Source organism: Cupriavidus taiwanensis, assembly GCF_900249755.1.
Lineage (GTDB): Bacteria > Pseudomonadota > Gammaproteobacteria > Burkholderiales > Burkholderiaceae > Cupriavidus > Cupriavidus taiwanensis_D.
Genome location: NZ_LT976853.1, coordinates 348899 through 374266, shown reverse-complemented (window position 1 = coordinate 374266; position 25368 = coordinate 348899). Strand labels below are relative to the sequence as shown.

Below are 25368 nucleotides of genomic sequence, written 5' to 3'. Positions count from 1 at the left end.
GGCTTCAGTCGCGCAGCCGGTTCAGCGCGGCGCCCGCGACTTCGCCGATCTGCGACAGGTAGGCCGTGCCCATGCCTTCGTGGAAGCGGCGCGGATCGGGCGAGCCCAGCACCAGCAGGCCAAAGGCGGCGCCACGCACCTCGGCGCCGGGCTCGGGCGCGCGCACCGGCACGCGCAGCGTCACCAGCGCCAGCGAGGTGATATCGTCGCGCTCCAGCAGGCCGGCCGCCTCGAAGCCGCTGTTGCTGCCGCAGTACGGCGCGCGCAGGCCTTCGGCAAAGATGCGCAGGTCTTCGCTGGCGCCCTGCGCCACTTCGATGTGCGCGTACTGCTCGGCGACATCCCACAGCCTGAGCGCCACCGCCGGCACGTCGAACACCTGCTGCAGGCCGTCCTGCACCGCATACGGCAGCGCGTGCGAATCGGCCTCGGCCAGCAGGCGCAGCTGCCAGTCGTGCAGGCGCTGCTGGGTGCGGTCGTTCTCGTGGCCATGGCGGACCAGGTCCGCGAGGCGCAGCTCCAGGCCCTTGTTCTTCTCGCGCAGGATTTCCATCTGGCGCTCCTGCAGCGACACGGCACGATGGCTGTGCGGGCTGGTCAGCTGCACCGCGGCCAGCAGCTCGGCATGCTCTTCGAAGAATTCAGGATGGCTCTGCAGGTAGGCGGCAACGTCTTGGGCGTTCATGGGGCGTGGACCGGTGGAGGTAAAGTGGGTGGCAGTTTAGCAAACCCACTTGCCTGCGCAGGAACGCACGGTTTTGGATGCTCCCAAGCCGCCCGGTCTAGCCTAAGCAAGGTGTTCCCCCTCTCCCCTCATGGGGAGAGGGTCGGGGTGAGGGGTGGGCTAGCCAGGAACCACGTAAAGCAAGGCCAACGGTGTTAACCCACAGGCCTCAGCCTTTAGCCCTCCTGCCCCTCACCCCCGGCCCCTCTCCCGCACGCGGGAGTGGGGAGCAAACCGGCGGTACAGAAAAACCCTACGTCTGAATCAACCGCTTCTGCCGCGAAATGCTCATCAGGATGCCGATGCCCGCGCCCAGCGTCACCAGCGCGGTGCCGCCGTAGCTCAGCAGCGGCAGCGGCACGCCCACCACCGGCAGGATGCCGCTGACCATGCCCATGTTGACGAAGGCATAGGTGAAGAAGATCAGCGTGATCGACCCCGCCAGCAGCCGCGAGAACAGGGTTGGCGCATTGGCCGCGATAAAGAGCCCGCGGAAGATCAGCAGCAGGTACAGCAGCAGCAGCACCGCGTTGCCGATCAGCCCGAATTCTTCCGAGTACACCGCGAAGATAAAGTCGGTGTGCTTTTCGGGGATGAACTCCAGGTGGGTCTGCGTGCCCTTGAGCCAGCCCTTGCCCTCGACCCCGCCCGAGCCGATCGCGATGATCGACTGGATCGTGTGGAAGCCCTTGCCGAGCGGATCGCTGGTCGGGTCCAGCAGCGTGCAGACGCGGTGCTGCTGGTAGTCGTGCAGCACCGGCCAGTTCACGCCCGGCGCGCACATGTCGTTCTGGAACGTGATCAGCAGCGTGATGGCGACCACCAGGATCCCCATCAGCGGCAGGATCAGCTTCCACGACAGCCCGGCGAAGTAGATCACGTAAAGGCCCGCGGCCATCACCAGCAGCGCCGTGCCCAGGTCGGGCTGCTTGGCGATCAGGCCCACCGGGATCAGCAGCAGGCCCAGCGCGACGACGAAGTCGAACCACCGGATCACGCCCTCGCGCTTCTGGAAATACCACGCCAGCATCAGCGGCATCGAGATCTTCATGATCTCGGACGGCTGGATCACCATGCCGACATAGAGCCAGCGGCGCGCGCCCTTGCGGATCAGGCCGAACATGGCCACCGCGATCAGCAGCGCCACCCCCACGGTATAGATGGGTACCGCCACCCGCATCAGCGTCTGCGTCGGCAGGTAGGCAATCACGAACATCACCACGTACGACAGCAGGATGTTGCGCAGCTGGTCCTCGACCCGGCCGGGCATGTCGATGGCGGCCGAGTACAGCGCCACGATGCCGGTGGCGAACAGCAGGAACACGATCAGCGAGAGCGGCTTGTCAAAGCCGGTCAGCGCGGTCTTGACCAGGGACAGGACGCGGCGTCGATCCATGCGCGTCTCCTTCAGCGATTGGCGTCGGCACCGCTGGCTGCCTTGGCAGCCACGGGCTTGACGCGTGGTTTGGGCGCGGGCGCCTTGGCCGGCACGACCGTCGCGGAGGCCGGCGCGGGGGTCTGCGGCTTGCTGTGGCCCAGCGCCTGCAGCATGCGCTGGTCCAGCGACTGCACCGCCGAGGCCGGGGCGATGGCGTCCGGGTCCAGCGTCGCGGCGATCGCCTCCGGCGTCGGCACGTGCGCGGCCGACGCCGCGGCCACCGCGCTGGCGGCGGCGCCGCTGGCCGGCGCGCCGCCGCTGGACATCACCGTGGCGCTGGCAATGCTGGCGGTCTGGCCGGTGGTGAACACGCTCGGCGTATCCACCGGCGCGCGGCCCGCCATGCGCTCGCCGGCGGGCGGGGCGATCGCCTCCAGTTCGGCGGGCCACTTGCCGGTCAGGTAGTAGTCCATCACCTTGCGCGCGATCGGCGCCGCCACCGCGGCGCCGAAGCCGGCGTTCTCGACGATCAGCGCGATCGCGATCCTGGGGTTGTCGGCCGGCGCGAACGCGGTGTACAGCGAGTGGTCGCGCTTGTGCTCGGCCAGCGCGTGGTGGTTGTACTTCTCGCCCTTGGACAGGCTGTAGGTCTGCGCCGTGCCGGTCTTGCCGGCGGACTCGTAGGCGGCGCCGGCAAACACGCGCGCGGCCGTGCCGGAGTGCGTCACCGCGACCATGGCGCGCTTGATCACGTTGATGTCGGCCTGCTTGAACGGGATGGTGTAGCTCTCCTTGGGCACGGTCAGCGTGCGCTTGCGCGTGACCGCGTCTTCGACCGCCTTGACCAGGTGCGGCTTCATCACCTTGCCGTCGTTGACGATCACCGAGGTGGCCTGCGCCAGCTGCAGGATGGTGAAGCTGTTGTAGCCCTGGCCGATGCCCAGCGAGATGGTCTCGCCCTCGTACCACTTTTGCTGCTCGGGCTTGCGGTAGGCCTTGCGCTTCCACTCGGTCGACGGCAGGATGCCACGGCTTTCGCCCTCGATGTCGATGCCGGTGATCTGGCCGAAGCCCAGCGGCTTCATGAAGTCATGGATGCCGTTGACGCCCATGTCGCGCGCCAGCGCGTAGTAGTAGGTGTCGCACGAATGCACGATCGAGCTGTGCATGTCGACCCAGCCGTGGCCGCCCGGCTTGTCGTCGCGGAAGGTGTGGTTGCCCAGCGTGAAGTAGCCCGGGTCGGACATGCCCCACGCCGCGGTGCGCTTGCCGGTGGTCAGCGCGGCCAGCGCCATGAACGGCTTGTAGGTCGAGCCGGGCGGATAGGTGCCGCGCAACGGCCGGTTCAGCAGCGGCTTGTCGGGCGAGCCGTTGAGCTCGTTCCAGGTGTTGGTGTCGATGCCCTCGACGAACAGGTTGGGGTCGAAGGTCGGCTTGGAGACGAAGGCCAGGATGTCGCCGGTGGACGGCTCGATCGCCACCAGCGCGCCGCGGCGGTTGCCATAGAGCGCCTCGGCCAGCTGCTGCAGGCGGATGTCGAGCGACAGGATCAGGTTGTTGCCGGGCGTTGCCGGCGAGGTCGACAGCGTGCGGATCGGGCGCCCGCCCGCGCTCACTTCGACTTCCTCGAAGCCGGTCAGCCCGTGCAGCTCGCTCTCGTAGCTCTGCTCCAGGCCGATCTTGCCGATGTAGTTGGTGCCCTTGTAGTTGTCCGCGTCCTTGCGCGGGTCATATTTAGCGCCGTCCGCGTCGTTGGCCACGTCCATGGCCTCGATGCGCTCCTGGTCGCGCTGCGAGATCCGGCCCAGGTAGCCGACCACGTGCGAGGCCGACTCGCCCAGCGGGTACTGGCGGAACAGCCGCGCGCGCACGTCGACGCCGGGAAAGCGGAAGCGCTGCGCGGAAAAGCGCGCCACCTCTTCGTCGGTCAGCTGGCTGCGGATCGGCAGGCTTTCAAAGCTGCGCGATTCCTCCATCAGCCGCTTGAAGCGGCGCCGGTCGCGCGGCTGGATATCGACCAGGCCGGACAGGCTCTCGATGGTGTTGTCCAGCGTATCGGTCAGCTTGGACGGCGTGATCTCCAGCGTATACGCCGAATAATTGCGCGCCAGCACGATCCCGTTGCGGTCCATGATGATGCCGCGGTTGGGTTCGATCGGCGCCACCGAAATGCGGTTGTCCTCGGCCTTGGCCGAGTACTGGTCGTGCTTGTACCACTGCAGCCACAGGAAGCGCGAGAACAGCAGGCCGAAGCAGACCACCGTAAACAGCGCCGCGGCCGCCACGCGGATGCGGAAGCGGCCGATTTCCAGTTCGACGTTGCGGATTTCGGTCATGGTACTGCGTTGGCCAGGAATGAGCGTTCAGGTGCGGTCGGGTGCATGCGGCGTCAGATCGGCCGGGTCTCGTCGACATCGCTCGAGCGGCGCTGCGGCGCCAGCAGCAGGCTGGTGGCGAGCGGCCACAGCAGCGCCTCGATCGCCGGCGCCAGCAGCAGCGGCCAGCCCGGCAGCGGCGCGCCCATGGCCAGCCGGATCAGCACCGGCACCGCGTGCGCGATAAACAGCAGCGGCAGCACGTGCAGCGCCTGGGTATAGACCGTGAACCACAGCACGCGGCGGTGGATGGTGATGGCGAAGTAGGCCAGCAGCGTGTACGCCAGCGCGTGCTCGCCCAGCAGCCGGGCATCGTGCACGTCCATCAGCAGGCCGAGAAGAAACGCCACGCCCATGCCCACCTTGCGCGGCTGGTGGATGTTCCAGAACACCAGCACCAGCGCCACCATGTCCGGGATCCACAGCGTGGTGCCCCACGGCATCAGGTTGAACAGGAACGCCAGCACGAAGCTGAAGGCGATAAAGGCCGGGTTGACCGGCCGCAGCAGGTATTGGGGATTGGTCACCGTGGTGCCTCCTTGGCGGGCGCCGCCTTGCCGGCCGCGGCGCTGTCGGCGGCGGCGCGTGCCGCGGCCGATCTGGCGCCCTTGACCGGTGCTTCGGGGCGCGCCTCGACCGCTTCGCGCGCCGGGATGGCGGCGTCGTAGCGCACCACCAGCAGCTGGCGGTGCGCGCGCACGCCGGCCACCGGCTCGCAATAGACGCGCGAGAACGCGGTATCGGCCTTGCGCTCGATGTGCACGATCTTCGCCACCGGCAGGCCCGGCGGATAGGTGCCGTCCAGGCCCGAGGTCACCAGCAGGTCGCCCTGCTGCAGGTCGGCGGCGGCGGCCATGAAGCGCAGGTCCAGCTGGCCCGCGCGCGCGCCGCCGAAGGCCACGCTGCGCAGGCCGTTGCGCACCACCTGCACCGGAATCGCCTGATCCTTGTCGGTCAGCAGCGTCACCTCGGACTGGAACGGCGACACGCGCGTAACCTGCCCGACCACGCCGCGCTCGTCGATGACCGGATAGCCGGCGCGCAGGCCGTGCTGGCTGCCCTTGTCGATGACGATGCGCTGGCTGTACGGGTCGCGCGCGTCATACAGAATTTCGGCGGCGGTCACCGGCGTGGCCGACTGCTGCGCCAGCCCGAGCAGCTTGCGCAGCTGGCTGTTCTCGGCCTCGAGCTGCGCCTGGCGCACCGACGCCTGCGCCTGCTGCACGGCGTTCTGGCGCAGCTCGCGGTTCTCGGTGGCGAGCGTCGCCGACGACTGCGCGTAGTCGAACAGGGTGCGCAGCGCGTCGCGCGGCGCCAGCACCAGGCGCTCGACCGGCATCAGCACGGTGGCGGCAACCTGCCGGCCCACGCGCAGCGCGTCGAAGCGGGCGTCGACCACCAGCAGCGCCAGCGCGATGCCCACGTACAGGACCAGCCTGGCGACGGCCGAGGTGCCTTGCTTGAAGAGCGGCGGAGGGGAGTAATCCATTTACCCGAACAAAGGCCGGAGGCCACGCGGAAACGCCCCGCCGCCCGCCTTGCCGCGCCCCGGCCCCTGGCGGGGACAGGCACGGCACGGCCGGGCGGCGGGAGCAGCCAGGGCCGGGCCCCGGCGGATGCGGCGCCGCGACGCCGCCATGATCGGTCGATCCGGCAGGCCGCGCATCGCCACGTGAGCGTCCTGCTTACTCGTAGGAGAAGATGCTGCCGAGCTTGTCCATGCGTTCCAGCGCCATGCCGGAGCCGCGCACCACGCAGGTCAGCGGGTCTTCGGCGACCAGCACCGGCAGGCCGGTTTCCTCGGCCAGCAGGCGGTCCAGGTCGCGCAGCAGCGCGCCGCCGCCGGTCAGCATCATGCCGCGCTCGGCGATGTCGGCGCCGAGTTCGGGCGGGGTCTGTTCCAGCGCGATCTTCACCGCCGACACGATCTGGTTGAGCGGGTCGGTCAGCGCTTCCAGGATTTCATTGGACGAGACCGTGAACGCGCGCGGAATGCCTTCGGACAGGTTGCGGCCCTTGACTTCCATCTCGCGGACCTCGGAGCCCGGGAAGGCCGAGCCGATTTCCTTCTTGATGGCTTCGGCGGTCTGCTCGCCGATCAGCATGCCGTAGTTGCGGCGGATGTAGTTGACGATGGCCTCGTCGAACTTGTCGCCGCCGACTCGCACCGAACCCTTGTAGACCATGCCGCCCAGCGAGATGATGCCCACCTCGGTGGTGCCGCCGCCGATATCCACCACCATCGAGCCCGACGGCTCCGACACCGGCAGGCCGGCGCCGATCGCGGCCGACATCGGCTCCTCGATCAGGTAGACCTGGCTGGCGCCGGCGCCCAGCGCCGATTCGCGGATGGCGCGGCGCTCGACCTGGGTCGAGCCGCACGGCACGCAGATGATGATGCGCGGGCTCGGGCGCAGCAGCTTGCTGTCATGCACCATCTTGATGAACTGCTTGAGCATCTGCTCGGTCACGGTGAAGTCGGCGATCACGCCGTCCTTCATCGGCCGGATCGCCTCGATATTGCCCGGCACCTTGCCCAGCATCTGCTTGGCTTCCTTGCCCACCGCCGTGATCGTCTTCTTGGCGTTGGGGCCGCCTTCCTGGCGGATCGCAACCACCGAGGGCTCGTCCAGCACGATGCCCTTGTCGCGCATGTAGATCAGCGTGTTGGCGGTGCCGAGGTCGATCGCCAGGTCGTTGGAGAAGTAGCTGCGGAGAAATCCGAACATCAGGAATCCTGTCTGTGATGGTGTTCGCGGGTAGGCGAAGCGGCCGGCGCCGCGAGCGGCCCGGCCACGAAGTACGTTGTGTTGAATACGGATTGGTTCTCGGCTTCCCGGTCCGCCCGCCGCCCGGGCCGGCGGCTGCCCGGCTGGATGGGAATGGGATCGGCACCGCCGGCGCACCGTGCGCGCCGGCCCTACGGGAACCTTTGATTAGACCCCGCCGAAAAGTTCGCGGAAATGTGCAGGCGCCGGCGCATCATGTTGGCTGTCGACGCAACATGCGGGACCGGCGGCAAGGCCTAATCAGAGGACCCAGGTTTGCCCTTCGGGCGCCTTCGGACACCGGGCGCGCAGGCGCCGGCCGCAGGCCATGTGGCGTAGGCGTTGCCAAAGGTCGGTAACTCGCAATGATACCTTATAATTCTGGCTGCTTCGGGCGTTTACAGCCTGAAAATACCTGCAATTCTGACGACTGCGGGGCGCCCTGCGGCACCCGTGGTCAGGCCCCGGGCCAAGCGACGCAGCGGCCCCGCAAGCCAGCCCGGCGCAGCCCGCGCCGCCCTTCGTATCCCGAATACCTGAGCCTCCGAGCTTCGACCCACCACGCCATGGCCCTCGACCTATCCGACGTCAAGCGCATTGCCCACCTCGCCCGCATCGAAACCAGCGATGCCGAGGCCGAACAGACGCTTGCGCAGCTGAACAACTTTTTCTCGCTGGTCGAGCAGATGCAGGCGGTCGACACCACCGGCATCGAGCCGCTGGCGCACCCGCTGTCGGCCGTGCGCGACATGGTCCAGCGCCTGCGCGAAGACGTGGTCACCGAGGCCGACCGCCGCGCCGACTACCAGCGCCCCGCGCCGGCCACCGAAAACGGCCTGTACCTGGTGCCCAAGGTCATCGAATGACCGTTGCCCGGCCCGTGCCGCCGCCAGGCGCGCCGCGGTCCGCCCGCCAGTACGCCACCCCTGATGCCAACCGACTGTCATGCCCTTTTCCGCTGATTCCGTGACCTCCCTGCGCCAGCTTGCCGACGCCCTGGCCGCGCGCACCGTCTCCGCCGAGGAACTCGCGCGCGAGTACCTGGCCCGCATCGAGCAGGCCGCCGCGCTCAACGCCTTTATCCACGTCGATCCCGAGCGCACCCTGGCGCAGGCGCGCGCCGCCGATGAGCGCCGCGCGCGCGGCGAGGCCGCGCCGCTGACCGGCGTGCCGGTCGCGCACAAGGATGTGTTCGTCACGCGCGGCTGGCGCGCCACCGCCGGCTCGAAGATGCTGGCCAGCTATGAAAGCCCGTTCGACGCCACCGTGGTCGAGCGCATGGCCGCCGCCGGCATGGTCACGCTGGGCAAGACCAATATGGACGAGTTCGCGATGGGCTCGTCCAACGAGAACTCGCACTTCGGCCCGGTGCGCAACCCCTGGGACGCCAGCCGCGTGCCCGGCGGCTCGTCGGGCGGCTCGGCCGCGGCCGTTGCAGCCGGCCTCGCGCCCGCCGCCACCGGCACCGACACCGGCGGCTCGATCCGCCAGCCGGCATCGTTCTCTGGCATCACCGGCATCAAGCCGACCTACGGCCGCGTGTCGCGCTACGGCATGATCGCGTTCGCCTCGTCGCTGGACCAGGGCGGCCCGATGGCCCACAGCGCCGAGGACTGCGCGCTGCTGCTCAACGCCATGGCCGGCTTCGACCCGAAGGACTCGACCAGCATCCCGCCCGCGCAGGGCGGCGTCGACGAGGACTACACCCGCCTGCTGGGCCAGCCGCGCGCCGGCGCCACCGCCGAGCGCCCGCTGGCGGGCCTGCGCATCGGCCTGCCGAAGGAGTACTTCGGCAAGGGCCTGTCTTCCGACGTCGAGCAGGCCGTGCGCGCCGCGCTGGGCGAATACGAGAAGCTGGGCGCCACGCTGGTCGAGGTGTCGCTGCCCAAGACCGAGCTGTCGATCCCGGTGTACTACGTGATCGCGCCGGCCGAGGCCTCGTCCAACCTGTCGCGCTTCGACGGCGTGCGCTACGGCCACCGTGCCGCCGAGTACCGCGACCTGCTCGACATGTACAAGAAGACCCGCGCCGAAGGCTTCGGCGCGGAGGTCAAGCGCCGCATCATGGTCGGCACCTACGTGCTGTCGCACGGCTACTACGACGCCTACTACCTGCAGGCGCAGAAGATCCGCCGCATCATTGCCGACGACTTCCAGCGCGCCTTCGCCCAGTGCGACGTGATCATGGGCCCGGTGGCGCCGACGGTGGCGTGGAAGCTGGGCGAGAAGACCTCGGACCCGGTGCAGATGTACCTGGCCGACATCTTCACGCTGTCCACCAGCCTGGCCGGCCTGCCCGGCATGAGCGTGCCGTGCGGCTTCGGCGAGGGCAACATGCCCGTCGGCCTGCAGCTGATCGGCAATTACTTCGACGAAGCGCGCCTGCTGCAGGCCGCGCATGCGTTCCAGCAGGCGACCGACTGGCACCTGCGCCGCCCCGCCAAGGCCTGACCATGACCCGCTCCCTGCTCCGCCTGCTCGCCGCTGCAGCACTCGCCGCGCTGGTGGCCGGCTGCATCCGGCTGCCGATCCTCGGCAAGCCCACGCCGATCGCCAGCCGCGACATCGACCTGGCCGGCGACTGCCGCCGCACCGAGGAAGACGGCTTCCGCGAAGACGCGCAGCTGCGCATCGCGGACAACAGCGTGCAGCAGCTGTCGTGGAAGCTGTGGGTGGGCAAGCGCGGCTCGTGCAGCTTCAACCTGGCCGAGTTCCGCCAGGTCCAGAAGAAGCCGCATATCGAACTGCGCGCCAACGACGGCAGCGGCTGCAAGCTGATGGTCTGGCAGGATCCGCGCCGCGTCACGCTGGCGCACGCCAACTGCCAGCAGCGCTGCACCCCGGGCATCTACGAGGAAGCCTGGCCGGTGATGTTCGAGCCCGGCACCGGCGCCTGCGCCCGCACGCGCTGAAGCCACTGCCGCCACTGAAACCGGCCATGCTCCACGCCCACGCCACCCCGCAACCCGCGCCGCGCGCCGCCCGCCCGGCGGCCGCCTGGCTGCGCGCCGCGGTGGCGCTGGGCCTGGGCGCGTGGCTGGCCGGCGCCGCGGCGCATACGCCGGACCTGCAGGCACCCCCGCTGGACGCGACGGCACCGCTGACGCCGGCGGGCGTGCTGGCGCCGAACGCGGTGAGCCGCGCGGCGCCCGCCTCATCGGCAGCCGCCAGGGCGGCGGTCGCTCCCGTGCCCGCGCAGCGGGTCCAGCTGCGCGGCGATGCGGGCACGCCGGCGCTGACCGCCTACTGGTTCCTGCCGCGCGAAGGCGCCACGCCGCGCGCGCTGCCGGTGGTGGTGGCGCTGCACGGCTGCGGCGGCCTGCTGGCGCAGCGCGCCCCGCGCGACGGCAGCCTGGCGCCAACGGGCGCTGACACCGCCGACGTTGCCGCAGGGCTGCAGCAACGCTACCGCGAATACGCGCACTGGCTCACCGAGCGCGGCTACGCCGTGCTGATGCCCGACAGCTTCAGCGCGCGCGGCAAGCCCCACGGCATCTGCGCCGAGCCCCTCGACAACCGCGCCATCGACGACCGCACCCGCCGCGCCGACGCGCTCGCCGCGCTGCGCTGGGTGGCGCAGCAACCCGCGGTCGATGCCGCGCGCATCGTGCTGCTGGGCTGGTCGAACGGCGCACAGGCGGTGCTGGCCACCATCGACGCAAGCCGCCCGTGGCCGGCCGGCACGCCGCTGGTCGAGCGCGCGGTGGCGTTCTACCCGGGCTGCAAGCGCGCGGTGCAGCAGCACAGCTTCCGCCTGCGCTCGCCGCTGCTGCTGATGATCGGCGGCGCCGACGACTGGACCCCGGCGACCCGCTGCGCCATGCTGCAGAGCGCGGTGCAGGCGCGCCAGCCGGGCGCGCGCTTCCGGCTGGAGATCTTTCCGGGCGCCTATCACGGCTTCGACGGCACCAGCGAACTGCACCGGCGCACCGACGTGCCCGCCGCCGCGATGCGCAAGAGCCAGGGCGTCACCGTCGGCGGCGATGCGGTGGCGCGCGTGGCCGCGCTGGCCCAGCTCGACTCCTGGCTGGCCAGCCCCGACCCCTGACGGCCACGCCAGGACAGACACAACACCGGGGCGGCGCAGCCGCTCCCTCGCAACAGACAACACCGAAAGAACCGAACAGGAATACCGCCATGCAATGGGAAGTGGTGATCGGCCTCGAAACGCACGCGCAGCTGTCGACGGCCTCCAAGATTTTTTCCGGCACCTCCACCGCCTTCGGCGCCGAGGCCAACACGCAGGCATCGCCGGTGGACCTGGCGCTGCCCGGCGTGCTGCCGGTGCTCAACCAGGGCGCGGTCGAGCGCGCGATCCAGTTCGGCCTGGCGATCGGCGCCACCATCGCGCCGCGCAGCGTCTTCGCGCGCAAGAACTACTTCTACCCCGACCTGCCCAAGGGCTACCAGATCAGCCAGTACGAGATCCCCGTGGTCCAGGGCGGCACCATCACGATCCAGGTCGAGGGCAAGAAGGGCGAGTTCTACGAGAAAACCGTCAACCTGACCCGCGCACACCTGGAAGAAGACGCTGGCAAGTCGCTGCACGAGGACTTTGCCGGCATGACCGGCATCGACCTGAACCGTGCCGGCACGCCGCTGCTGGAAATCGTCACCGAGCCCGACATGCGCAGCGCCGCCGAAGCCGTGGCCTACGCCAAGGCGCTGCACTCGCTGGTGGTGTGGCTGGGCATCTGCGACGGCAACATGCAGGAAGGCAGCTTCCGCTGCGACGCCAACGTGTCGGTGCGCCCGCTCGGCCAGAAGGAATTCGGCACGCGCCGCGAGATCAAGAACCTGAACTCGTTCCGCTTCCTGCAGCAGGCCATCGAATACGAAGTGCAGTGGCAGATCGCCGAGATCGAAGACGGCCGCAAGATCCAGCAGGCCACCGTGCTGTTCGATCCGGACACCGGCGAGACCCGCGCCATGCGCACCAAGGAAGACGCGCACGACTACCGCTACTTCCCCGACCCGGACCTGATGCCGCTGGAAATCGAACCGGCCTGGATCGAGCGCGTGCGCAATGCGCTGCCCGAGCTGCCGGCCGCGATGCAGGCGCGCTTCGTCTCGCAATACGGCCTGTCGGCGTATGACGCGACCACGCTGACCGCGACCAAGGCCTTCGCCGCCTACTACGAGGCCGTGCTCGCCGATGCCGGCGCCGCCAGCGCCAAGCCCGCCGCCAACTGGCTGATGGGCGACGTCGCCTCGCAACTGAACCGCGAAGGCATCGCCATCGACGCGGCACCGGTCAAGCCGGCGCAACTGGCGAAGCTGCTCTCGCGCATCGCCGACGGCACGGTGTCGAACAACACCGCCAAGAAGGACGTGTTCCCGGCGATGTGGGCGGGCGAGCACGGCGGCGACGCCGACGCCATCATCGCGGCCAAGGGACTGAAGCAGATGTCCGACAGCGGCGAGCTGGAAAAGATTATCGACGACGTGCTGGCCGCCAACGCCAAGTCGGTCGAGGAATTCCGCTCGGGCAAGGAAAAGGCGTTCAACGCGCTGGTCGGCCAGGCGATGAAGGCGACCAGGGGCAAGGCGAATCCGGCGCAGGTGAATGAGTTGCTGAGGAAGAAGCTGGGGTAAGCCGCAGTCCTTATCTATCCCGCTGGTTTGCTCCCCTCTCCCGCTCGCGGGAGAGGGGCCGGGGGTGAGGGCATGAGCATCAACAGCTGACGCCCGTGGGTTAACACCGCTGGCCTTGCTTGACGTGGTACCTGGCTAGCCCACCCCTCACCCCGGCGCTCTCCCCATGAGGGGAGAGGGAGAACACCTTGCCCGGGCCAGCTCGGGCGGCCTGGGTGCACCCAACACCGATCGCCTCCCCATGCGTGGGTTGCTTCTACATCCCCGCCCTCCCCTTCACCGTCTCCTCCAGCAACGACCTCAGCTTCGCCAGCGCCCCCGGATCGCCGTGCGCCGCGGAGCGCGCGTACCAGATCTTGGCCTGCTCGATATCCTGGTCGACCACGCCGGGTTCGCCGCGCTCATAGAAGCTGCCGACGATGTACTGCGCGCCGCCATCGCCAGCGCTCGCCGCGCGCCGGTACCACGCAAACGCCTGGGCGTAGTCACGCGGCATGCCGCGCCCGGTGAAGTAGTTGGTCGCCAGTTCCATCTGCGCCTGCACGTGGCCGCCCTGCGCCGCGCGCTCGTACCAGCGGTTCGCCTCTTCCAGCGATTTCGGCACCAGCTCGCCGCGCTCGTACAGGTCGCCCCAGGTGTATTGCGCATGGGTCATGCCGTTGTCGGCCGCCTTGCGCAGCCACGCCAGCGCCTCTTGCGGCCGCGCGGCGGTGCCCTCGCCGCGCAGCAGCATCATCGCGTAGTTGAATTGCGCAAGGCGGTTGCCCTGGCGCGCGGCGCCGGCAAAACCCTGCAAGGCCTCGGCGAAGCGCCCCGCTTCGTAAGCAGTGACGGCGTCGCGCGTCTGCGCCTGTGCGGGCGTGGGGGGTTGCGGCGCGGCGGCGGCAGGAGGCAGGCACAACCATGCGTACAGGATGCCGGCCAGCACGGCAGCTTGCGGGGAACGGGCTTTCGACATGGCGGACTCCGGGCGCGGCGCCTTCCTGGCTCCAGTGTAGGAGTCCGCGCGGGCGCCCGATAGCGACAGGATTATTGGTGCGAATAATCAACCACCCATCGATACGATCCGCGTCATTCATCGCACCAATAAACCCAGCGGATTCAGATCCAGCCTGCGCGGTGCAGCCGCCGCCACAGCGCGCCACAGGCCAGCGCGGTCACGCCGATCACGGCCGGATAGGCGTAGTGGACTTTCAGCTCCGGCATGAAATCGAAGTTCATGCCATACAGGCTGAACACCACCGTCGGGATCGCCAGGATCGCGCCCCAGCCGGCCAGCCGCTTGACCACCTCGTTCTGCCCGACGGTCACCAGCGCCAGGTTGACCTGCACCGCCGTGGTCAGCATTTCGCGCACCACGTCGAGCGTGCGCACCAGCCGGCTGGCGTGGTCTTCGATATCGCGGAAATAGGCGCGCAACTCCTTCGGCACCACCTCCTCGTGCAGCCGGATCAGCTGGCCGCACATGTCTTCGACCGGGCTGACCGCATTGCGCAGGCGCAGCACCTGGCGCTTGATCTGGTACAGGCGCTCGATCGCGGCGCGGTCGAATTCGTCGCGGAAGATGTTTTGCTCCAGCGCCTCGAAGGTGTCCTCCAGGCGCGTGACGATGGGCAGGTAGTGGTCGACGACAAAGTCCATCAGCGCGTACAGCACATAGCCCGGGCCATTGGCCAGGCCGTGCGGGTCGTTTTCGCAGCGCTCGCGCACCGGCGCATAGGTGCTGCTGGCGCCGTGGCGCACCGAGACCACGTAGTTGGGGCCGACGAACAGGTGGGTCTCGCCGACCACGACTTCGTCCTCGACCAGCTGCGCGGTGTTGAGCACCACGAACACGGAATCGCCGTAGGCCTCGAGCTTGGGCCGCTGGTGCGCGTTGGTCGCGTCTTCGACCGCAAGGTCATGCAGGCCGAAAGCCTGCTGCGCCTGGCGCAGCAGCGCCAGCTCGGGCTCGTGCAGGCCCAGCCAGACGAAGGTGCCGGGCACGGCCAGCACCGTCCGGATTTCTTCCATGCTTACCGTGCCGAGCCGCTTGCCCTGCCGGTAAGCCACGCAATTGACGATGGCGCCCATGGAAACTCCGCTGATCAGATGGCGCAATCGTAACAAGGCTTTGCGCGAAGGCCCGGGCGCGCGGTTGCCGAGGCCGCGCAAGCCGCGCCGGCCACACTTGCGCCGCGCAACCCGCGCGCACATGCAGCCCCCGCGCCACCTGCGGTACATATCGATCCAATTGTTACAGTTCGCCACAGATACAACGTTAGAATGTGGCATTTCCACGGTCACCCGGCTATGTCCCAGAAGAAATCGCCACGCTTCGAGCTGCGCAGTGGCAACGTCGACGCCCTCCTTCTCGCCCTCCAGACCGCCGACATGGCTGCGCTGCGGGATGACCTCCTGACCCGCTTCGAAGCCACCCCCGACTTCTTCTCCAATGACGTGATCGCGCTGGACCTGCGCGCGCTCGACGATGACAGCGAAGTTGCGCTCGGCACCGTGATCGACACGCTGGCGACGCTCAAGGCGCGCGCCATCGGCGTGGTGGCCCGAGCCGGCCAGCGCGAGTGGGCCGAGCGCTTCGGCCTGCCGCTGCTCGACAGCCAGGCCCGCCGCAGCGGCGCCACCGAGCGCGCCGCCGAGGCCAGGGCCGCCGCCGCTGCGGAACAGGCTGCCGCCGAACACGCGGCGCGCGAGGAAGCCGCCCGCGCCGCGGCGCAGGCCGCGACCGACGCCGCCGTGGCCGCCGCCGTGCGCCAGACCCAGACCCTGCTGATCGACAAGCCGCTGCGCTCCGGCCAGCAGGTCTACGCGCATGGCGACGTGGTGATCATGGACGTGGTCAGCTACGGCGCCGAGGTCATCGCCGAAGGCAACATCCATATCTATGCCCCGCTGCGCGGCCGCGCGCTGGCGGGCGTCAAGGGCAACACCGCGGCGCGCATCTTCAGCACGTGCATGGAGCCCGAACTGATTTCCATCGCCGGCATCTACCGGACCGCGGAGCAGACGCTTCCGGCCGATGTGCACGGCAAGACCGCCCAGGTGCGCCTGGCCGATGAAAAACTGATCCTCGAAGCGCTGCGGCTCAAGTAACCGCGGCACCTGTCGGGACCGAAATCGCAGAGAGCGCAAGCTTCAACTTATTACTGGACCAAAGAGCCATGGCAAAAATCATCGTTGTGACCTCCGGCAAGGGAGGCGTCGGCAAGACCACCACCAGCGCCAGCTTTGCCGCCGGCCTGGCCCTGCGCGGCCACAAGACTGCCGTGATCGACTTCGACGTCGGCCTGCGCAACCTCGACCTGATCATGGGTTGCGAACGCCGCGTGGTGTATGACCTGATCAACGTGGTGCAGGGCGAAGCCAACCTGCGCCAGGCGCTGATCAAGGACAAGAAGTGCGAGAACCTGTTCATCCTGCCGGCGTCGCAGACGCGCGACAAGGATGCGCTCACGCGCGAGGGCGTCGAGAAGGTCATCAACGGCCTGATCGAGATGGATTTCGAATTCATCATCTGCGACTCGCCCGCCGGCATCGAGTCGGGCGCGCTGATGGCCATGTACTTCGCCGACGAGGCGCTGATCGTGACCAACCCGGAAGTGTCGTCGGTGCGCGATTCGGACCGCATCCTCGGCATCCTGGCATCCAAGACCAAGCGCGCCACCGAGGGCGGCGAGCCGATCAAGGAACACCTGCTGATCACCCGCTACAACCCCAAGCGCGTGCATGGCGGCGAAATGCTGTCGCTGACCGACATCCAGGAAATCCTGCGCATCAAGCTGATCGGCGTGGTGCCGGAATCGGAAGCCGTGCTGCACGCCTCGAACCAGGGCACGCCCGCCATCCACCTGGAAGGCAGCGACGTGGCCGACGCCTATGGCGACGTGGTGGACCGCTTTCTCGGCAAGGACAAGCCGATGCGTTTCACCGACTATCAGAAGCCGGGGCTGTTCTCGCGCATCTTCGGCAACAAGTAACGGTCAAGGAGGGCTCACCCCATGTCGATCCTTTCCTTCCTGCTGGGAGAGAAGAAGAAGTCCGCGTCAGTCGCCAAGGAGCGGCTGCAGATCATCCTGGCGCACGAGCGCACCGGCCATTCCGCCCCCGCCGACTACCTGCCCGCGCTGCAGCGCGAGCTGGTCGCGGTGATCTCCAAATACGTCAAGATCGGCGACCAGGACCTGCGTGTCAGCCTGGAACGCCAGGACAACCTCGAGGTGCTCGAGGTCAAGATCGAAATCCCGCAGCACTGAGGACCGGACCCGGCAGCGCCGGGTCCATGCGCCTTCGGGGCGCCCCGCCCCGCTCCCTTCTTTCGCCTTCCCGCCCTGACGCGCCAACGCGTCGCCGCCGCGCCAGCCCGGCTTCGAGGCGGTGCCGAATCGCTGCCGCTGCCCCCAAACGCAGAATTCTGTAGCGGCCAGACAACGGAATTGCACCAATTTCCTGCTTGAAAGCGCGGCTCCACGGAGTTTTGTGTCCTTGTTCCTTACGTTTTGTTAAATTTTCGCGGCGTTTACACGAAACGTAGACCTGATCCCCGCCGTGATCCGGCGCAGGGCACAGTACAAGACAGAAAAGGAGCACCATGAAGAAATCGGCCATCGTCCTCGCAGCCGGCAGCCTGTTGGCAGGTTCGGCTTTCGCACAAACCTCCGTCACCCTGTACGGTATCGTCGACCAGAGCATCCGCTTCCAGACGAACGCGAACGCCAACAATGACAACTCGTGGGAACTGACCAACGGCGCCGTCACCAACAGCCGCTGGGGCATCAAGGGCAGCGAAGCCCTGGGCAACAACCTGAAGGCGATCTTCCAGCTGGAAAACGGCTTTGATCCGGACACCGGTCGCGCCAACCAGAATGGCCGCCTGTTTGGTCGTCAGGCCTACGTGGGCCTGAGCGGCGACTTCGGCACGATCAAGCTGGGCCGCCAGTACACCGAAGGCTTTAATTTCTTCGGCGACTACGATCCGCTGACCATCGGCAACTACACCAACAACGCCTGGCCGTTCTTCCTGACCAACTTCCGTAACGACAACGTCGTCAGCTACGGCGGCAAGTTCGGCGGCCTGGACGTCGGCGCCAGCTACGGCTTCGGCGAGCAGCCGGGCAGCATGAGCCAGAACCAGTACTGGGGCGCGCGTGCCGCTTACACCTTTGGTCCGTTCGGCATCGGCGGCGTGTACCAGGAAGTGCGCAACACCACCGGCGAGAAGCAGCAGATGTGGGGCGCTGCGGGTAAATACTCGATCGGCCCGGCAAAGGTCTTCGTGGGTTATATCGGTGGCAAGGACCGCACCGGCAGTGTCGACGCTTCGCTGAACTTCGACACCTCGACCGGCGCCACGACGATGAACCCGATCCCGGCAGGTGGCAACGCAGCGGCCAACCCGCGCAAGGACACCATCGGCTACATCGGCGTGACCTACCAGGCCACCCCTGCGCTGGCGCTAACCGGCGTGTTCTACGGCGACTATGTCGAAAACGTCAACGGCGTGAACGACAACAACGGCCGTCGCTACACCGGCGTGCTGCTGGCCGAGTACTCGCTGTCCAAGCGCACCCAGGTCTACGGCACGGTTGACTTCAACAAGGTTTCGGGCGGCACCATCACCGAAATGCCGGGCCGCAACAACCAGACCGGCGCTGCCATCGGTATCCGCCACATCTTCTGATCGATACCTGATCAGCAGTTCCTGGCAAAAAGGCACCTTCGGGTGCCTTTTTTCATGGGCGCGGCCGGCGCCGCAGCCACAGGTACCAGCCGGCCTGCGCCGCGGCGCCTTGCAGCGGCTGCAGCGGCACCAGCAGCCCGCCATGGCGCGCCACCACGCGCTGCGCGCACAGCAGTGCGGGCCCGGGCCGGGCCAGTTGCGCGGCGCTTGCGTCGTCGGGGGGCTGGAACACGATCGACAGCGCCATGCCACCGGCATGGCCGCGGCATGTGGTACGCAGGGCCGTGCCACGCGCCGCGGCGCCGATGGCGCTGGCCAGCAGCCATTGCAGCGTGCCGGCGAGCATCGCCGCGTCCCCGCCGATGCGCGGCAGGCGTCCGGCCGGGCGCTCCAGCCGGATGCCGGCCTCGCCGGCTTCGGTCCAGACGCGGTCCAGCGCTTCATCGAGCAAGGTTTCCATGGCGATCCGCCGCATCCGGTAGGCATGCCGGGTTTCGCGCAGCAGCCGGTTCAGGTCGTCGATATGGGCGAGCGAGCGGCGCGCATGGCCGCCCACCTGCGCCAGCAGTGCGGCATCGGCCTGCGACCGGGTCTCGCGCAGCGCCAGCCACGCCAGCAGCGAGGCATTGGGTTGGCGCAGGTCGTGGCCCAGCACATGCAGCAGCATGTCGAGCACGGCGGCCGGGTCGCGCACGTCGGCATTGCCCTGGCCTGGCCGCGCCGGCACGGCTGCGGCGCCGCGGGTGCGCCGCGCCAGCCAGTACGCGCCCAGGCACAACGTTGCGGCAACCAGCGCCTGGCGCAGCGGGCGCGCCGTCATGCCGCGGCCCGCTCGGCGTGTGCCATGCGCTCCAGCCGGTAGCCATGCGTATAGACCGGGGTCAGCCGCATGCCGTGTTCGGCCTGCAGCCCGAGCTTGCTGCGCACGCGCGACACGTGGGTATCGATGGTGCGCGACATGGGCGAGATCTCGCGGCCCCAGACCGCGGCGGTGATATGGTCGCGCGTGACGATGCGGCCCTCGTGGCGGAACAGCAGCACCGCGAGGTCGAACTCCTTAGGCGTCAGGCCGATCGGCTGGCCGTTGCAGGTGACCTTGCGCAGCGCGCAGTCGAACGCATAGTCGCCCAGCCGCAGCGGCGCGTGCGGCGACGCCTGCGCGGGATACGCGCGCCGCAGCAGGCATTCGATGCGCGCGGCCAGCTCCGCCGGGCGGATCGGCTTGACCATGTAGTCGTCGGCGCCCGCGGCGAGCGCGCTGACGATGTCGTGCTCGGCATCGCGGCAGGTCAGGAACATGACCGGGATGCGCCGGTCCAGGTGGGTGCGCACCCAGGCCAGCACCTCGCGCCCGGACAGGTCAGGCATCTGCCAGTCCAGCAGCAGCAGGTCGAAGCCGGCGTCGCGCAGCGCCAGCAGCAGGCGCCGGCTTTCGCTGAAGCCCACGCATTCGAATCCCGCGCCGGCGACGACCTGGCGGATCAGCGCCGCATCCGCGGGCGCGTCCTCAAGCGATGCAATGCGCGATGCCGTTTTCTTTCCCATATTGCCTCCGACGGAACTGGCCATTTGCGAGACATTTAAGCCGGTGTTGCGGGCCGCACGAATAGGAAAGGGCTCAATCTCGCCTTTCAACAATCTTTTACTTCTCGCCTCAGCAGGCCGCTCCTACCATGGGCTTCGCCGCGGGCCCAATGTCGCCCGTAGTGACCGAGCTGTGTCCAATCCACCGGCGCATTGCAGTGCGCCCGCGCACAGGAGCCACACCCCGTGAAGATCGCCGCGCTGCAGGCGGACCCCACCCTCGCCGTCAGCATCGAACAGACCCTGCGCCTGAACGGCCACCAGTGCACGCGCTACCTCAGCGGGCGCGCGCTGATCGGCGCGCTGCGCGCCAGGTCGTTCGACCTGCTGATGCTGGATTGCGATACGCCGGGCATCCCGGCACTGGAAGTGCTGGCGTGGGTGCGCCGCACGCTGGGCAATGACATGCCGGTGATGCTGACCGGCACGTCGAACGAAGAGGGCTTTGTCGCGGCCTGCCTGGCGCAGGGCGCGGACAGCTACGTGCCCAAGCCGCTGCGCACCGCGGAACTGGCCGCGCGCGTGCTGGCGCTGCTGCGCCGCGCGCAGCCAGCCAGTGCTGACTGCGACCTGGAACACGGGCCGTTCCGCTTTGCCACCGCCGAGCGGCAGGTGTGGGTGCAGGGCAAGCCGGTGCTGCTGGCCCCGAAGGAATTCGACCTGGCGGTGCTGTTGTTCCGCAACCTGGGCTCGCTGGTGCTGCGCCAAACCATGGTCGAGCAGGTGTGGCGCTATCACGTGGACGCGGCCTCGCGCACGGTGGACAGCCACCTGTCGCGCGTGCGCACCAAGCTGGCGCTGTGGCCGCACAACGGGGTGCGGCTGTCGTCGGTGTATGGGCTGGGCAGCCGGCTCGATGCGGCCTAGCGCAGCTGGACCACTGCTTCAGCCAGGCCCGTCATTCAGCCTTGATGCCGGCTTCCCTGACGATGCGGGCGTTCTCGGCAGACTCTTCGCGGATGGCCTTGGCAAACTGCGCCGGCGTGCCGCCGGTCGGCACTTCGCCGCCCTTGAGCAGGCGCTCATGGACTTCCGGCTCCGCCAGCGCCTTGTTCAGCTCGGCGTTCAGGCGGTTGATGATAGCCGCGGGCGTCTTGCCCGGCGCGAAGATGCCGAAGGTAGAGGTCAGGTTGGCCTTGGGATAGCCCAGCTCGGCCAGCGTCGGCACCGCCGGCAGGCTCTCCAGGCGCTTCGGCGCGCCTACCGCCAGCGCGCGCAGGCGGCCGGCCTGCATATGCTGGCTCAGCACCGGGCTGGCGTTGGTGCTCATCACCTCGAACTGGCCGCCGAGCGCATCGTTCATCTGCTGGCCCGCGCCCTTGTACGGAATCAGCACGATGTCGGCCTTCGACTTCTGCTTGACCTGTTCCAGCACCACATGGCCGACCGTGCCCAGGCCCGACGTGGCCCAGCGTACCGAACCCGGCTTGGCGCTGGCCTGGCCGACCACGTCGGCAAAGCTCTTGCCGCTGAAGGCGGACGTCGCGACCACCAGCACCGGCGAGTACATCACGCTCATTACCGGCGCCACGTCCTTCTGCGGATCGTAGTTGACGCGGCCGACATGCGGATTCAGCGTAAGCGGGCTGGTCGCGGCGAAGCCGAGCGTGTAGCCGTCCGCCGCGGCCTTGGCCACCGCATCGATGCCGATGCTGCCGCCGGCGCCGGCCTTGTTCTCCACCACCACCGAGGTACCCATCTGCGCCGACAGGCGCTCGCCGAGCGCGCGCGCCACGGTGTCGCTGATGCCGCCGGTGGGATAGGCGACGATCAGGCGGATCGGGCGGCTGGGATAGGTGTCGGCCGCGGCGGCAGCGGCGGGGGCCAGTGCGGCAGCACTGAAGACGCACGCTGCGGCCAGCGGCGACGAGCGGAAGGGGAAGGCCATGATGGGAAAGCGGGAGAAATTCGACAGGAGCGGCCACGCGGCGGCAACGGGCCGGCCTGGCGCGGAACAGCCGCTATCTTAGCCGATCATGCGGCGCGCTCAGCGCTCCAGCGGCCGCTCCGGCACCCACGAGACAAAGAGCTCGTTGGCGCGGTCATAGAGCCGCCAGCCCGTGCCGCAGTCGCGGCAGCTAAAGGACAGCATGCTGTACGGCACCCCGGCGGCACTCTGCGTCACCACCGGTGCCGTGCCGCGCAGCGCCAGGCACGCCGGCGGCTCGCGCCGGCGCGGGTCATCGGCCAGCGCCAGGCAGCGCTCGCAGGGCGGCGTGGCGGGAGAGGCGGGAGAGGCCGAAGTGGCCGCGGAAGGAGCTGGGGCTGGTGGCATCGTCGGCGGGAACGGGCACGTCTGACTGAGTGCCCGCCATGATGCAGCAAAACTCCGCCCGGCAGCAGCACCTTTCGCGGATGACATCAGGCAGCCTGCGCGCGCGCCACCGTGGCTGGCGCCGCCGCGCGCTGGCCAAGCCACACGCTGGCCAGCACCAGCAGCGCACCGGCGGCCTGGACCGCCGTCAGTGCCTGTCCCAGCACCAGGAAACCAAGCACCGTGGCGCTGACCGGGCTGAGCAAACCCAGTGCCGCCACCGCCGCGGACGGCATCCGCGCCACGCCGCGGAACCACAGCGCGTAGCTGAAGCCGGCGCCAACAATGCTGAGCCACGCGTAGCCAAGCCAGTTGGCCAGCGTGAAGTGCGCCGGCAGCGGTTCCAGCACCAGCGCGAACGGCAGCAGGAACAGCCCGCCCGCGCACAATTGCCATGCCGTCAGCACCAGCGGCGAAACCGGCGGACGCCAGTGGCGCGTCAGCACCGTGCCCACGGCCATCGACACGGCCCCCGCGGCGGCCGCCGCCACGCCGACGGCATCGAGCCGGGCGGCCGGCCCGAGCACCAGCAGCGCCACGCCCAGCAGCCCGCCGGCGCCCGCCATCCAGGCAGCCGGGCGCGGACGCGCGCCCAGCCAGGCCCACGCCAGCACCACCACGATCAGCGGCTGGATCGCGCCGACCGTTGCGGCCACGCCGCCGGGCAGCCGATAGGCGGCGATGAACAGCATCGCCTGGAAGAAGCCGATATTGAGCACGCCCAGCACCGCCGCGCGCCACCACCAGCCGCCCTGCGGCAACTGCCTGCCGAAGGCCAGCATCGCCAGCCCGGCCGGCAGCGCGCGGATCACGCCGGAAAGCAAGGGCTGCCCCGGCGGCAGCCACTGGCTCGTCACCAGGTAGGTGCTGCCCCAGATCGCGGGGGCCAGCCCGGTCAGCAGGATGTCCCTGAGGCTGGGGCCGGCCGCCGCGGGTGTCGAATTGCCGTTCGCCTTCATGTCGATATTCTTGATGTCAAGATAAATCACTTTACGAAGGCGATTGGTTGATGTCAAGATACTTCGGTCTATCTTGCCTCTGTCCCCCTGCCCTGATGACCGCCCGCCGCAAACCTGAAGACGCGCCCGACCATGTCGACGGCATCCTTGCCCAGTGGGCGCGCGAACGCCCTGACCTCGATGCCTCGCCGATGGGCATCCTCGGTCGGCTGGGCCGGCTCAACCGCCATACCAGCCGCGCCATCGAAGCCGCGCTGGGCGCCACCGGCCTGCAGCCGTGGGAGTTCGATGTGCTGGCGACGCTGCGCCGGGCCGGGCCGCCCTATGCGTTGTCGCCGGGCGCGCTGATCGGTTCGCTGATGATCACCTCGGGCACCATGACCAACCGGCTCGACCATCTCGAGCGGGCCGGGCTGGTGCGGCGCGAGCCCAATCCGGAGGACCGGCGCGGGCTGCTGGTGGCGCTGACCGACGCCGGCCGCGCGCGCGTCGATGACGCGGTGAAGCTGCACGTCGCCAACGAGCACCGCTTGCTTGAAGGGCTGACCGCAACCGAGCGCGCGCAGCTGGCCGCATTGCTGCGCCGCTGGCTGCGCATGTTCGAGCCGCCACCGGACAGTGGCGGCGACGGCAAGGCGGGCGACTAGGCACCCGCACTTTCTCAGGCGCGCTGCGGACGCTCGCGCACGTCGGGCAGGAACACCGTCAGCAGCCCCAGCAGCGGCAGGTAGGCACAGTATTCGTACACCGCGCGGATGCCGTGCGTATCGGCCATGCCGCCCAGCACCGCGGCGCCGATGCCTCCCATGCCGAAGGCAAAGCCGAAGAACAGGCCGGAGACCATGCCGACCTTGCCGGGGATCAGTTCCTGCGCGAACACCAGGATCGCCGAGAACGCCGAGGCCAGGATAAAGCCGATGATGAAGGTCAGCACCGTGGTCCAGAACAGGTCCACGTGCGGCAGCAGCAGCGTGAACGGCGCCACGCCCAGGATCGACGCCCAGATCACGCGCTTGCGGCCGATGCGGTCGCCGATCGGGCCGCCCAGGATGGTGCCGGCCGCGACCGCGAACAGGAACAGGAACAGGTGCAGCTGCGCATCCTGGCGCGCCAGCGCGAAGCGCTCCATCAGGTAGAAGGTGTAGTACGAGGTCAGGCTGGCCATGTAGAAGTACTTGGAGAACACCAGCACCATCAGCACCACCATGGCCCGCACCACCACGCGCGTCGCCACCGGGCTGGCCACCGCGCCGGCGGCCTTGCGCTTGCGCGCGCCCTGCGCCAGCTGGCGCGCGTACCAGCCGCCGATGCGCCACAGCACCACGATGCCCACCAGCGCCGCCAGCGAGAACCACGCCAGGCTGGCCTGCTGGTGCACGATCAGCGCGGCCAGCAGCGGGCCCATGGCGCTGCCGCCGTTGCCGCCCACCTGGAAGATCGACTGCGCCAGCCCGTGCTGGCCGCCCGACGCCATGCGCGCCACGCGTGAAGACTCCGGATGGAAGATCGACGAGCCGGTGCCGACCAGCGCCGCGGCCGCCAGCAGCACGCCATAGCTGGGCGCCACCGACAGCAGCAGCAGGCCGGCCAGCGTAAAGGCCATCGCCACCGCCAGCGAATGCGGCTTGGGATGCTTGTCGGTGTAGAGCCCCACCACCGGCTGCAGCAACGACGCGGTGACCTGGTAGGTCATGGTCAGCAGCCCGATCTGGGTGAAGCTCAGGTTGAAGCCGCCCTTGAGCATCGGATAGATCGCCAGGATCAACGACTGGATCATGTCGTTGAGGAAGTGGGCGAAGCTGATTGCCGACAGCACGCGGAAACCGGTGCGTTCCGCCTGCGGGCTCTGCGACGAAGACGAGGATGGCGACGGGGTCGCGGGGGCTGCGCCAGCGGGCGCGGAGTCGATGGTTGTGCTCATTGGCGGCTCTCGACAAGCGGAAAGCGGCCAGCGGGGGCGCCGGCCAGCAAGGATCTGAGCCACGATGCTAGCT

General features: G+C 68.8%; 25 protein-coding genes. 11 read left to right on the top strand and 14 right to left on the bottom strand.

Annotation, left to right across the window (positions count from 1 at the left end):
- Positions 1-4: 4 nt before the first annotated feature.
- From CBM2594_RS01650 to CBM2594_RS01625, 6 genes are all read right to left on the bottom strand, one after another.
- Positions 5-685: a DUF484 family protein gene (locus CBM2594_RS01650; RefSeq protein ID WP_116355315.1), complete on the bottom strand. Its 681-nt coding sequence runs from the start codon at positions 683-685 to the stop codon at positions 5-7.
- A 292-nt stretch (positions 686-977) separates the two neighbouring features.
- On the bottom strand, positions 978-2120 hold the full coding sequence (rodA, locus tag CBM2594_RS01645) for a rod shape-determining protein RodA (protein ID WP_116355314.1): 1143 nt from the start codon (positions 2118-2120) through the stop codon (positions 978-980).
- An 11-nt stretch (positions 2121-2131) separates the two neighbouring features.
- Entirely contained in the window at positions 2132-4438 is a 2307-nt protein-coding gene (gene mrdA, locus CBM2594_RS01640) for a penicillin-binding protein 2 (RefSeq protein WP_116355313.1), read from the bottom strand.
- Positions 4439-4491: 53 nt separating this feature from the next.
- Positions 4492-5004, bottom strand: coding sequence for a rod shape-determining protein MreD (mreD, locus tag CBM2594_RS01635; protein WP_116355312.1), 513 nt, complete (start codon positions 5002-5004; stop codon positions 4492-4494).
- Positions 5001-5966: a rod shape-determining protein MreC gene (mreC, locus tag CBM2594_RS01630; protein WP_116355311.1), complete on the bottom strand. Its 966-nt coding sequence runs from the start codon at positions 5964-5966 to the stop codon at positions 5001-5003. The genes mreD and mreC overlap by 4 nt, the downstream gene beginning before the upstream one ends.
- A gap of 196 nt (positions 5967-6162) precedes the next feature.
- The gene (locus tag CBM2594_RS01625) at positions 6163-7206 is read right to left on the bottom strand and encodes a rod shape-determining protein (protein ID WP_008648066.1); all 1044 of its coding nucleotides are present in this window, start codon (positions 7204-7206) and stop codon (positions 6163-6165) included.
- A gap of 605 nt (positions 7207-7811) precedes the next feature.
- Here CBM2594_RS01625 and gatC point away from each other — a divergent pair.
- The 5 genes from gatC to gatB all read left to right on the top strand — a co-directional run bounded on the left by gatC (position 7812) and on the right by gatB (position 12840).
- Complete coding sequence (gene gatC / locus CBM2594_RS01620) at positions 7812-8111, top strand: Asp-tRNA(Asn)/Glu-tRNA(Gln) amidotransferase subunit GatC (RefSeq protein WP_116355310.1); 300 nt, start codon at positions 7812-7814, stop codon at positions 8109-8111.
- Positions 8112-8190: 79 nt separating this feature from the next.
- Positions 8191-9696 (top strand): Asp-tRNA(Asn)/Glu-tRNA(Gln) amidotransferase subunit GatA, encoded by a 1506-nt coding sequence (gatA, locus tag CBM2594_RS01615; RefSeq protein ID WP_116355309.1) that lies wholly within the window; start codon positions 8191-8193, stop codon positions 9694-9696.
- 2 nt (positions 9697-9698) lie between these two features.
- Positions 9699-10157: a hypothetical protein gene (locus CBM2594_RS01610; RefSeq protein ID WP_116355308.1), complete on the top strand. Its 459-nt coding sequence runs from the start codon at positions 9699-9701 to the stop codon at positions 10155-10157.
- A 26-nt stretch (positions 10158-10183) separates the two neighbouring features.
- Positions 10184-11293: a dienelactone hydrolase family protein gene (locus tag CBM2594_RS01605; RefSeq protein WP_116355307.1), complete on the top strand. Its 1110-nt coding sequence runs from the start codon at positions 10184-10186 to the stop codon at positions 11291-11293.
- 89 nt (positions 11294-11382) lie between these two features.
- Positions 11383-12840, top strand: coding sequence for an Asp-tRNA(Asn)/Glu-tRNA(Gln) amidotransferase subunit GatB (gene gatB, locus CBM2594_RS01600; RefSeq protein WP_116355306.1), 1458 nt, complete (start codon positions 11383-11385; stop codon positions 12838-12840).
- A 256-nt stretch (positions 12841-13096) separates the two neighbouring features.
- Here the strand turns inward: gatB and CBM2594_RS01595 are convergent, their stop codons facing one another.
- Positions 13097-13798: a tetratricopeptide repeat protein gene (locus tag CBM2594_RS01595; protein ID WP_116355305.1), complete on the bottom strand. Its 702-nt coding sequence runs from the start codon at positions 13796-13798 to the stop codon at positions 13097-13099.
- Between the two features lie 143 nt (positions 13799-13941).
- Positions 13942-14913: a magnesium and cobalt transport protein CorA gene (locus CBM2594_RS01590; protein WP_116355304.1), complete on the bottom strand. Its 972-nt coding sequence runs from the start codon at positions 14911-14913 to the stop codon at positions 13942-13944.
- Between the two features lie 219 nt (positions 14914-15132).
- On the opposite strand from CBM2594_RS01590, the gene minC reads away from it, so the two are divergent.
- The 4 genes from minC (at position 15133) to CBM2594_RS01570 (ending at position 18517) form a co-directional block, all read left to right on the top strand.
- Positions 15133-15933, top strand: coding sequence for a septum site-determining protein MinC (gene minC / locus CBM2594_RS01585; protein ID WP_116355303.1), 801 nt, complete (start codon positions 15133-15135; stop codon positions 15931-15933).
- 68 nt (positions 15934-16001) lie between these two features.
- On the top strand, positions 16002-16817 hold the full coding sequence (gene minD, locus CBM2594_RS01580) for a septum site-determining protein MinD (RefSeq protein WP_116355302.1): 816 nt from the start codon (positions 16002-16004) through the stop codon (positions 16815-16817).
- Between the two features lie 21 nt (positions 16818-16838).
- Positions 16839-17093: a cell division topological specificity factor MinE gene (minE, locus tag CBM2594_RS01575; RefSeq protein ID WP_012351386.1), complete on the top strand. Its 255-nt coding sequence runs from the start codon at positions 16839-16841 to the stop codon at positions 17091-17093.
- Between the two features lie 335 nt (positions 17094-17428).
- Entirely contained in the window at positions 17429-18517 is a 1089-nt protein-coding gene (locus tag CBM2594_RS01570; protein WP_116355301.1) for a porin, read from the top strand.
- A gap of 52 nt (positions 18518-18569) precedes the next feature.
- Here CBM2594_RS01570 and CBM2594_RS01565 read toward each other — a convergent pair whose 3' ends face one another.
- Together CBM2594_RS01565 and CBM2594_RS01560 are read right to left on the bottom strand one after the other, a co-directional pair.
- Positions 18570-19337 carry a HAMP domain-containing histidine kinase gene (locus CBM2594_RS01565; RefSeq protein WP_116355300.1) on the bottom strand — a complete coding sequence of 256 codons (768 nt, stop codon included), beginning with the start codon at positions 19335-19337 and terminating at the stop codon, positions 18570-18572.
- Complete coding sequence (locus tag CBM2594_RS01560) at positions 19334-20062, bottom strand: response regulator transcription factor (protein ID WP_116355299.1); 729 nt, start codon at positions 20060-20062, stop codon at positions 19334-19336. Before CBM2594_RS01560 ends, CBM2594_RS01565 begins: the two co-directional genes overlap by 4 nt.
- Positions 20063-20287: 225 nt before the next feature.
- Between CBM2594_RS01560 and CBM2594_RS01555 the strand changes: the two genes are divergently transcribed.
- Positions 20288-20968, top strand: a complete 681-nt coding sequence (locus CBM2594_RS01555; RefSeq protein WP_116355298.1) for a response regulator transcription factor — start codon at positions 20288-20290, stop codon at positions 20966-20968.
- Positions 20969-20999: 31 nt separating this feature from the next.
- Here the strand turns inward: CBM2594_RS01555 and CBM2594_RS01550 are convergent, their stop codons facing one another.
- From CBM2594_RS01550 to CBM2594_RS01540, 3 genes are all read right to left on the bottom strand, one after another.
- Positions 21000-21989 carry a Bug family tripartite tricarboxylate transporter substrate binding protein gene (locus CBM2594_RS01550; RefSeq protein ID WP_116355297.1) on the bottom strand — a complete coding sequence of 330 codons (990 nt, stop codon included), beginning with the start codon at positions 21987-21989 and terminating at the stop codon, positions 21000-21002.
- A 99-nt stretch (positions 21990-22088) separates the two neighbouring features.
- Positions 22089-22376 (bottom strand): hypothetical protein, encoded by a 288-nt coding sequence (locus CBM2594_RS01545; RefSeq protein WP_116355296.1) that lies wholly within the window; start codon positions 22374-22376, stop codon positions 22089-22091.
- Positions 22377-22462: 86 nt separating this feature from the next.
- Positions 22463-23374, bottom strand: coding sequence for an EamA family transporter (locus CBM2594_RS01540; protein WP_116357648.1), 912 nt, complete (start codon positions 23372-23374; stop codon positions 22463-22465).
- A gap of 95 nt (positions 23375-23469) precedes the next feature.
- On the opposite strand from CBM2594_RS01540, the gene CBM2594_RS01535 reads away from it, so the two are divergent.
- The gene (locus tag CBM2594_RS01535; RefSeq protein WP_116355295.1) at positions 23470-24021 is read left to right on the top strand and encodes a MarR family winged helix-turn-helix transcriptional regulator; all 552 of its coding nucleotides are present in this window, start codon (positions 23470-23472) and stop codon (positions 24019-24021) included.
- A 14-nt stretch (positions 24022-24035) separates the two neighbouring features.
- On the opposite strand, the gene CBM2594_RS01530 is transcribed toward CBM2594_RS01535, so the two are convergent.
- Entirely contained in the window at positions 24036-25295 is a 1260-nt protein-coding gene (locus tag CBM2594_RS01530; RefSeq protein WP_198048084.1) for an MFS transporter, read from the bottom strand.
- Positions 25296-25368: the final 73 nt, after the last annotated feature.

Excerpts from the sequence above, each read along its gene's own strand:
- CBM2594_RS01610 (WP_116355308.1), top strand. The coding sequence starts at position 9,699 with ATGACCCGCTCCCTGCTCCGCCTGCTCGCCGCTGCAGCACTCGCCGCG.
- minE (WP_012351386.1), top strand. The coding sequence starts at position 16,839 with ATGTCGATCCTTTCCTTCCTGCTGGGAGAGAAGAAGAAGTCCGCGTCA.
- gatA (WP_116355309.1), top strand. The coding sequence starts at position 8,191 with ATGCCCTTTTCCGCTGATTCCGTGACCTCCCTGCGCCAGCTTGCCGAC.
- CBM2594_RS01530 (WP_198048084.1), bottom strand. The coding sequence starts at position 25,295 with ATGAGCACAACCATCGACTCCGCGCCCGCTGGCGCAGCCCCCGCGACC.
- CBM2594_RS01605 (WP_116355307.1), top strand. The coding sequence starts at position 10,184 with ATGCTCCACGCCCACGCCACCCCGCAACCCGCGCCGCGCGCCGCCCGC.
- CBM2594_RS01590 (WP_116355304.1), bottom strand. The coding sequence starts at position 14,913 with ATGGGCGCCATCGTCAATTGCGTGGCTTACCGGCAGGGCAAGCGGCTC.
- CBM2594_RS01540 (WP_116357648.1), bottom strand. The coding sequence starts at position 23,374 with ATGAAGGCGAACGGCAATTCGACACCCGCGGCGGCCGGCCCCAGCCTC.
- gatB (WP_116355306.1), top strand. The coding sequence starts at position 11,383 with ATGCAATGGGAAGTGGTGATCGGCCTCGAAACGCACGCGCAGCTGTCG.
- CBM2594_RS01560 (WP_116355299.1), bottom strand. The coding sequence starts at position 20,062 with ATGGGAAAGAAAACGGCATCGCGCATTGCATCGCTTGAGGACGCGCCC.
- CBM2594_RS01535 (WP_116355295.1), top strand. The coding sequence starts at position 23,470 with ATGACCGCCCGCCGCAAACCTGAAGACGCGCCCGACCATGTCGACGGC.
- mrdA (WP_116355313.1), bottom strand. The coding sequence starts at position 4,438 with ATGACCGAAATCCGCAACGTCGAACTGGAAATCGGCCGCTTCCGCATC.
- CBM2594_RS01650 (WP_116355315.1), bottom strand. The coding sequence starts at position 685 with ATGAACGCCCAAGACGTTGCCGCCTACCTGCAGAGCCATCCTGAATTC.
- minD (WP_116355302.1), top strand. The coding sequence starts at position 16,002 with ATGGCAAAAATCATCGTTGTGACCTCCGGCAAGGGAGGCGTCGGCAAG.
- rodA (WP_116355314.1), bottom strand. The coding sequence starts at position 2,120 with ATGGATCGACGCCGCGTCCTGTCCCTGGTCAAGACCGCGCTGACCGGC.
- CBM2594_RS01565 (WP_116355300.1), bottom strand. The coding sequence starts at position 19,337 with ATGACGGCGCGCCCGCTGCGCCAGGCGCTGGTTGCCGCAACGTTGTGC.
- minC (WP_116355303.1), top strand. The coding sequence starts at position 15,133 with ATGTCCCAGAAGAAATCGCCACGCTTCGAGCTGCGCAGTGGCAACGTC.
- gatC (WP_116355310.1), top strand. The coding sequence starts at position 7,812 with ATGGCCCTCGACCTATCCGACGTCAAGCGCATTGCCCACCTCGCCCGC.
- CBM2594_RS01550 (WP_116355297.1), bottom strand. The coding sequence starts at position 21,989 with ATGGCCTTCCCCTTCCGCTCGTCGCCGCTGGCCGCAGCGTGCGTCTTC.
- CBM2594_RS01595 (WP_116355305.1), bottom strand. The coding sequence starts at position 13,798 with ATGTCGAAAGCCCGTTCCCCGCAAGCTGCCGTGCTGGCCGGCATCCTG.
- CBM2594_RS01625 (WP_008648066.1), bottom strand. The coding sequence starts at position 7,206 with ATGTTCGGATTTCTCCGCAGCTACTTCTCCAACGACCTGGCGATCGAC.
- CBM2594_RS01570 (WP_116355301.1), top strand. The coding sequence starts at position 17,429 with ATGAAGAAATCGGCCATCGTCCTCGCAGCCGGCAGCCTGTTGGCAGGT.
- mreC (WP_116355311.1), bottom strand. The coding sequence starts at position 5,966 with ATGGATTACTCCCCTCCGCCGCTCTTCAAGCAAGGCACCTCGGCCGTC.
- CBM2594_RS01545 (WP_116355296.1), bottom strand. The coding sequence starts at position 22,376 with ATGCCACCAGCCCCAGCTCCTTCCGCGGCCACTTCGGCCTCTCCCGCC.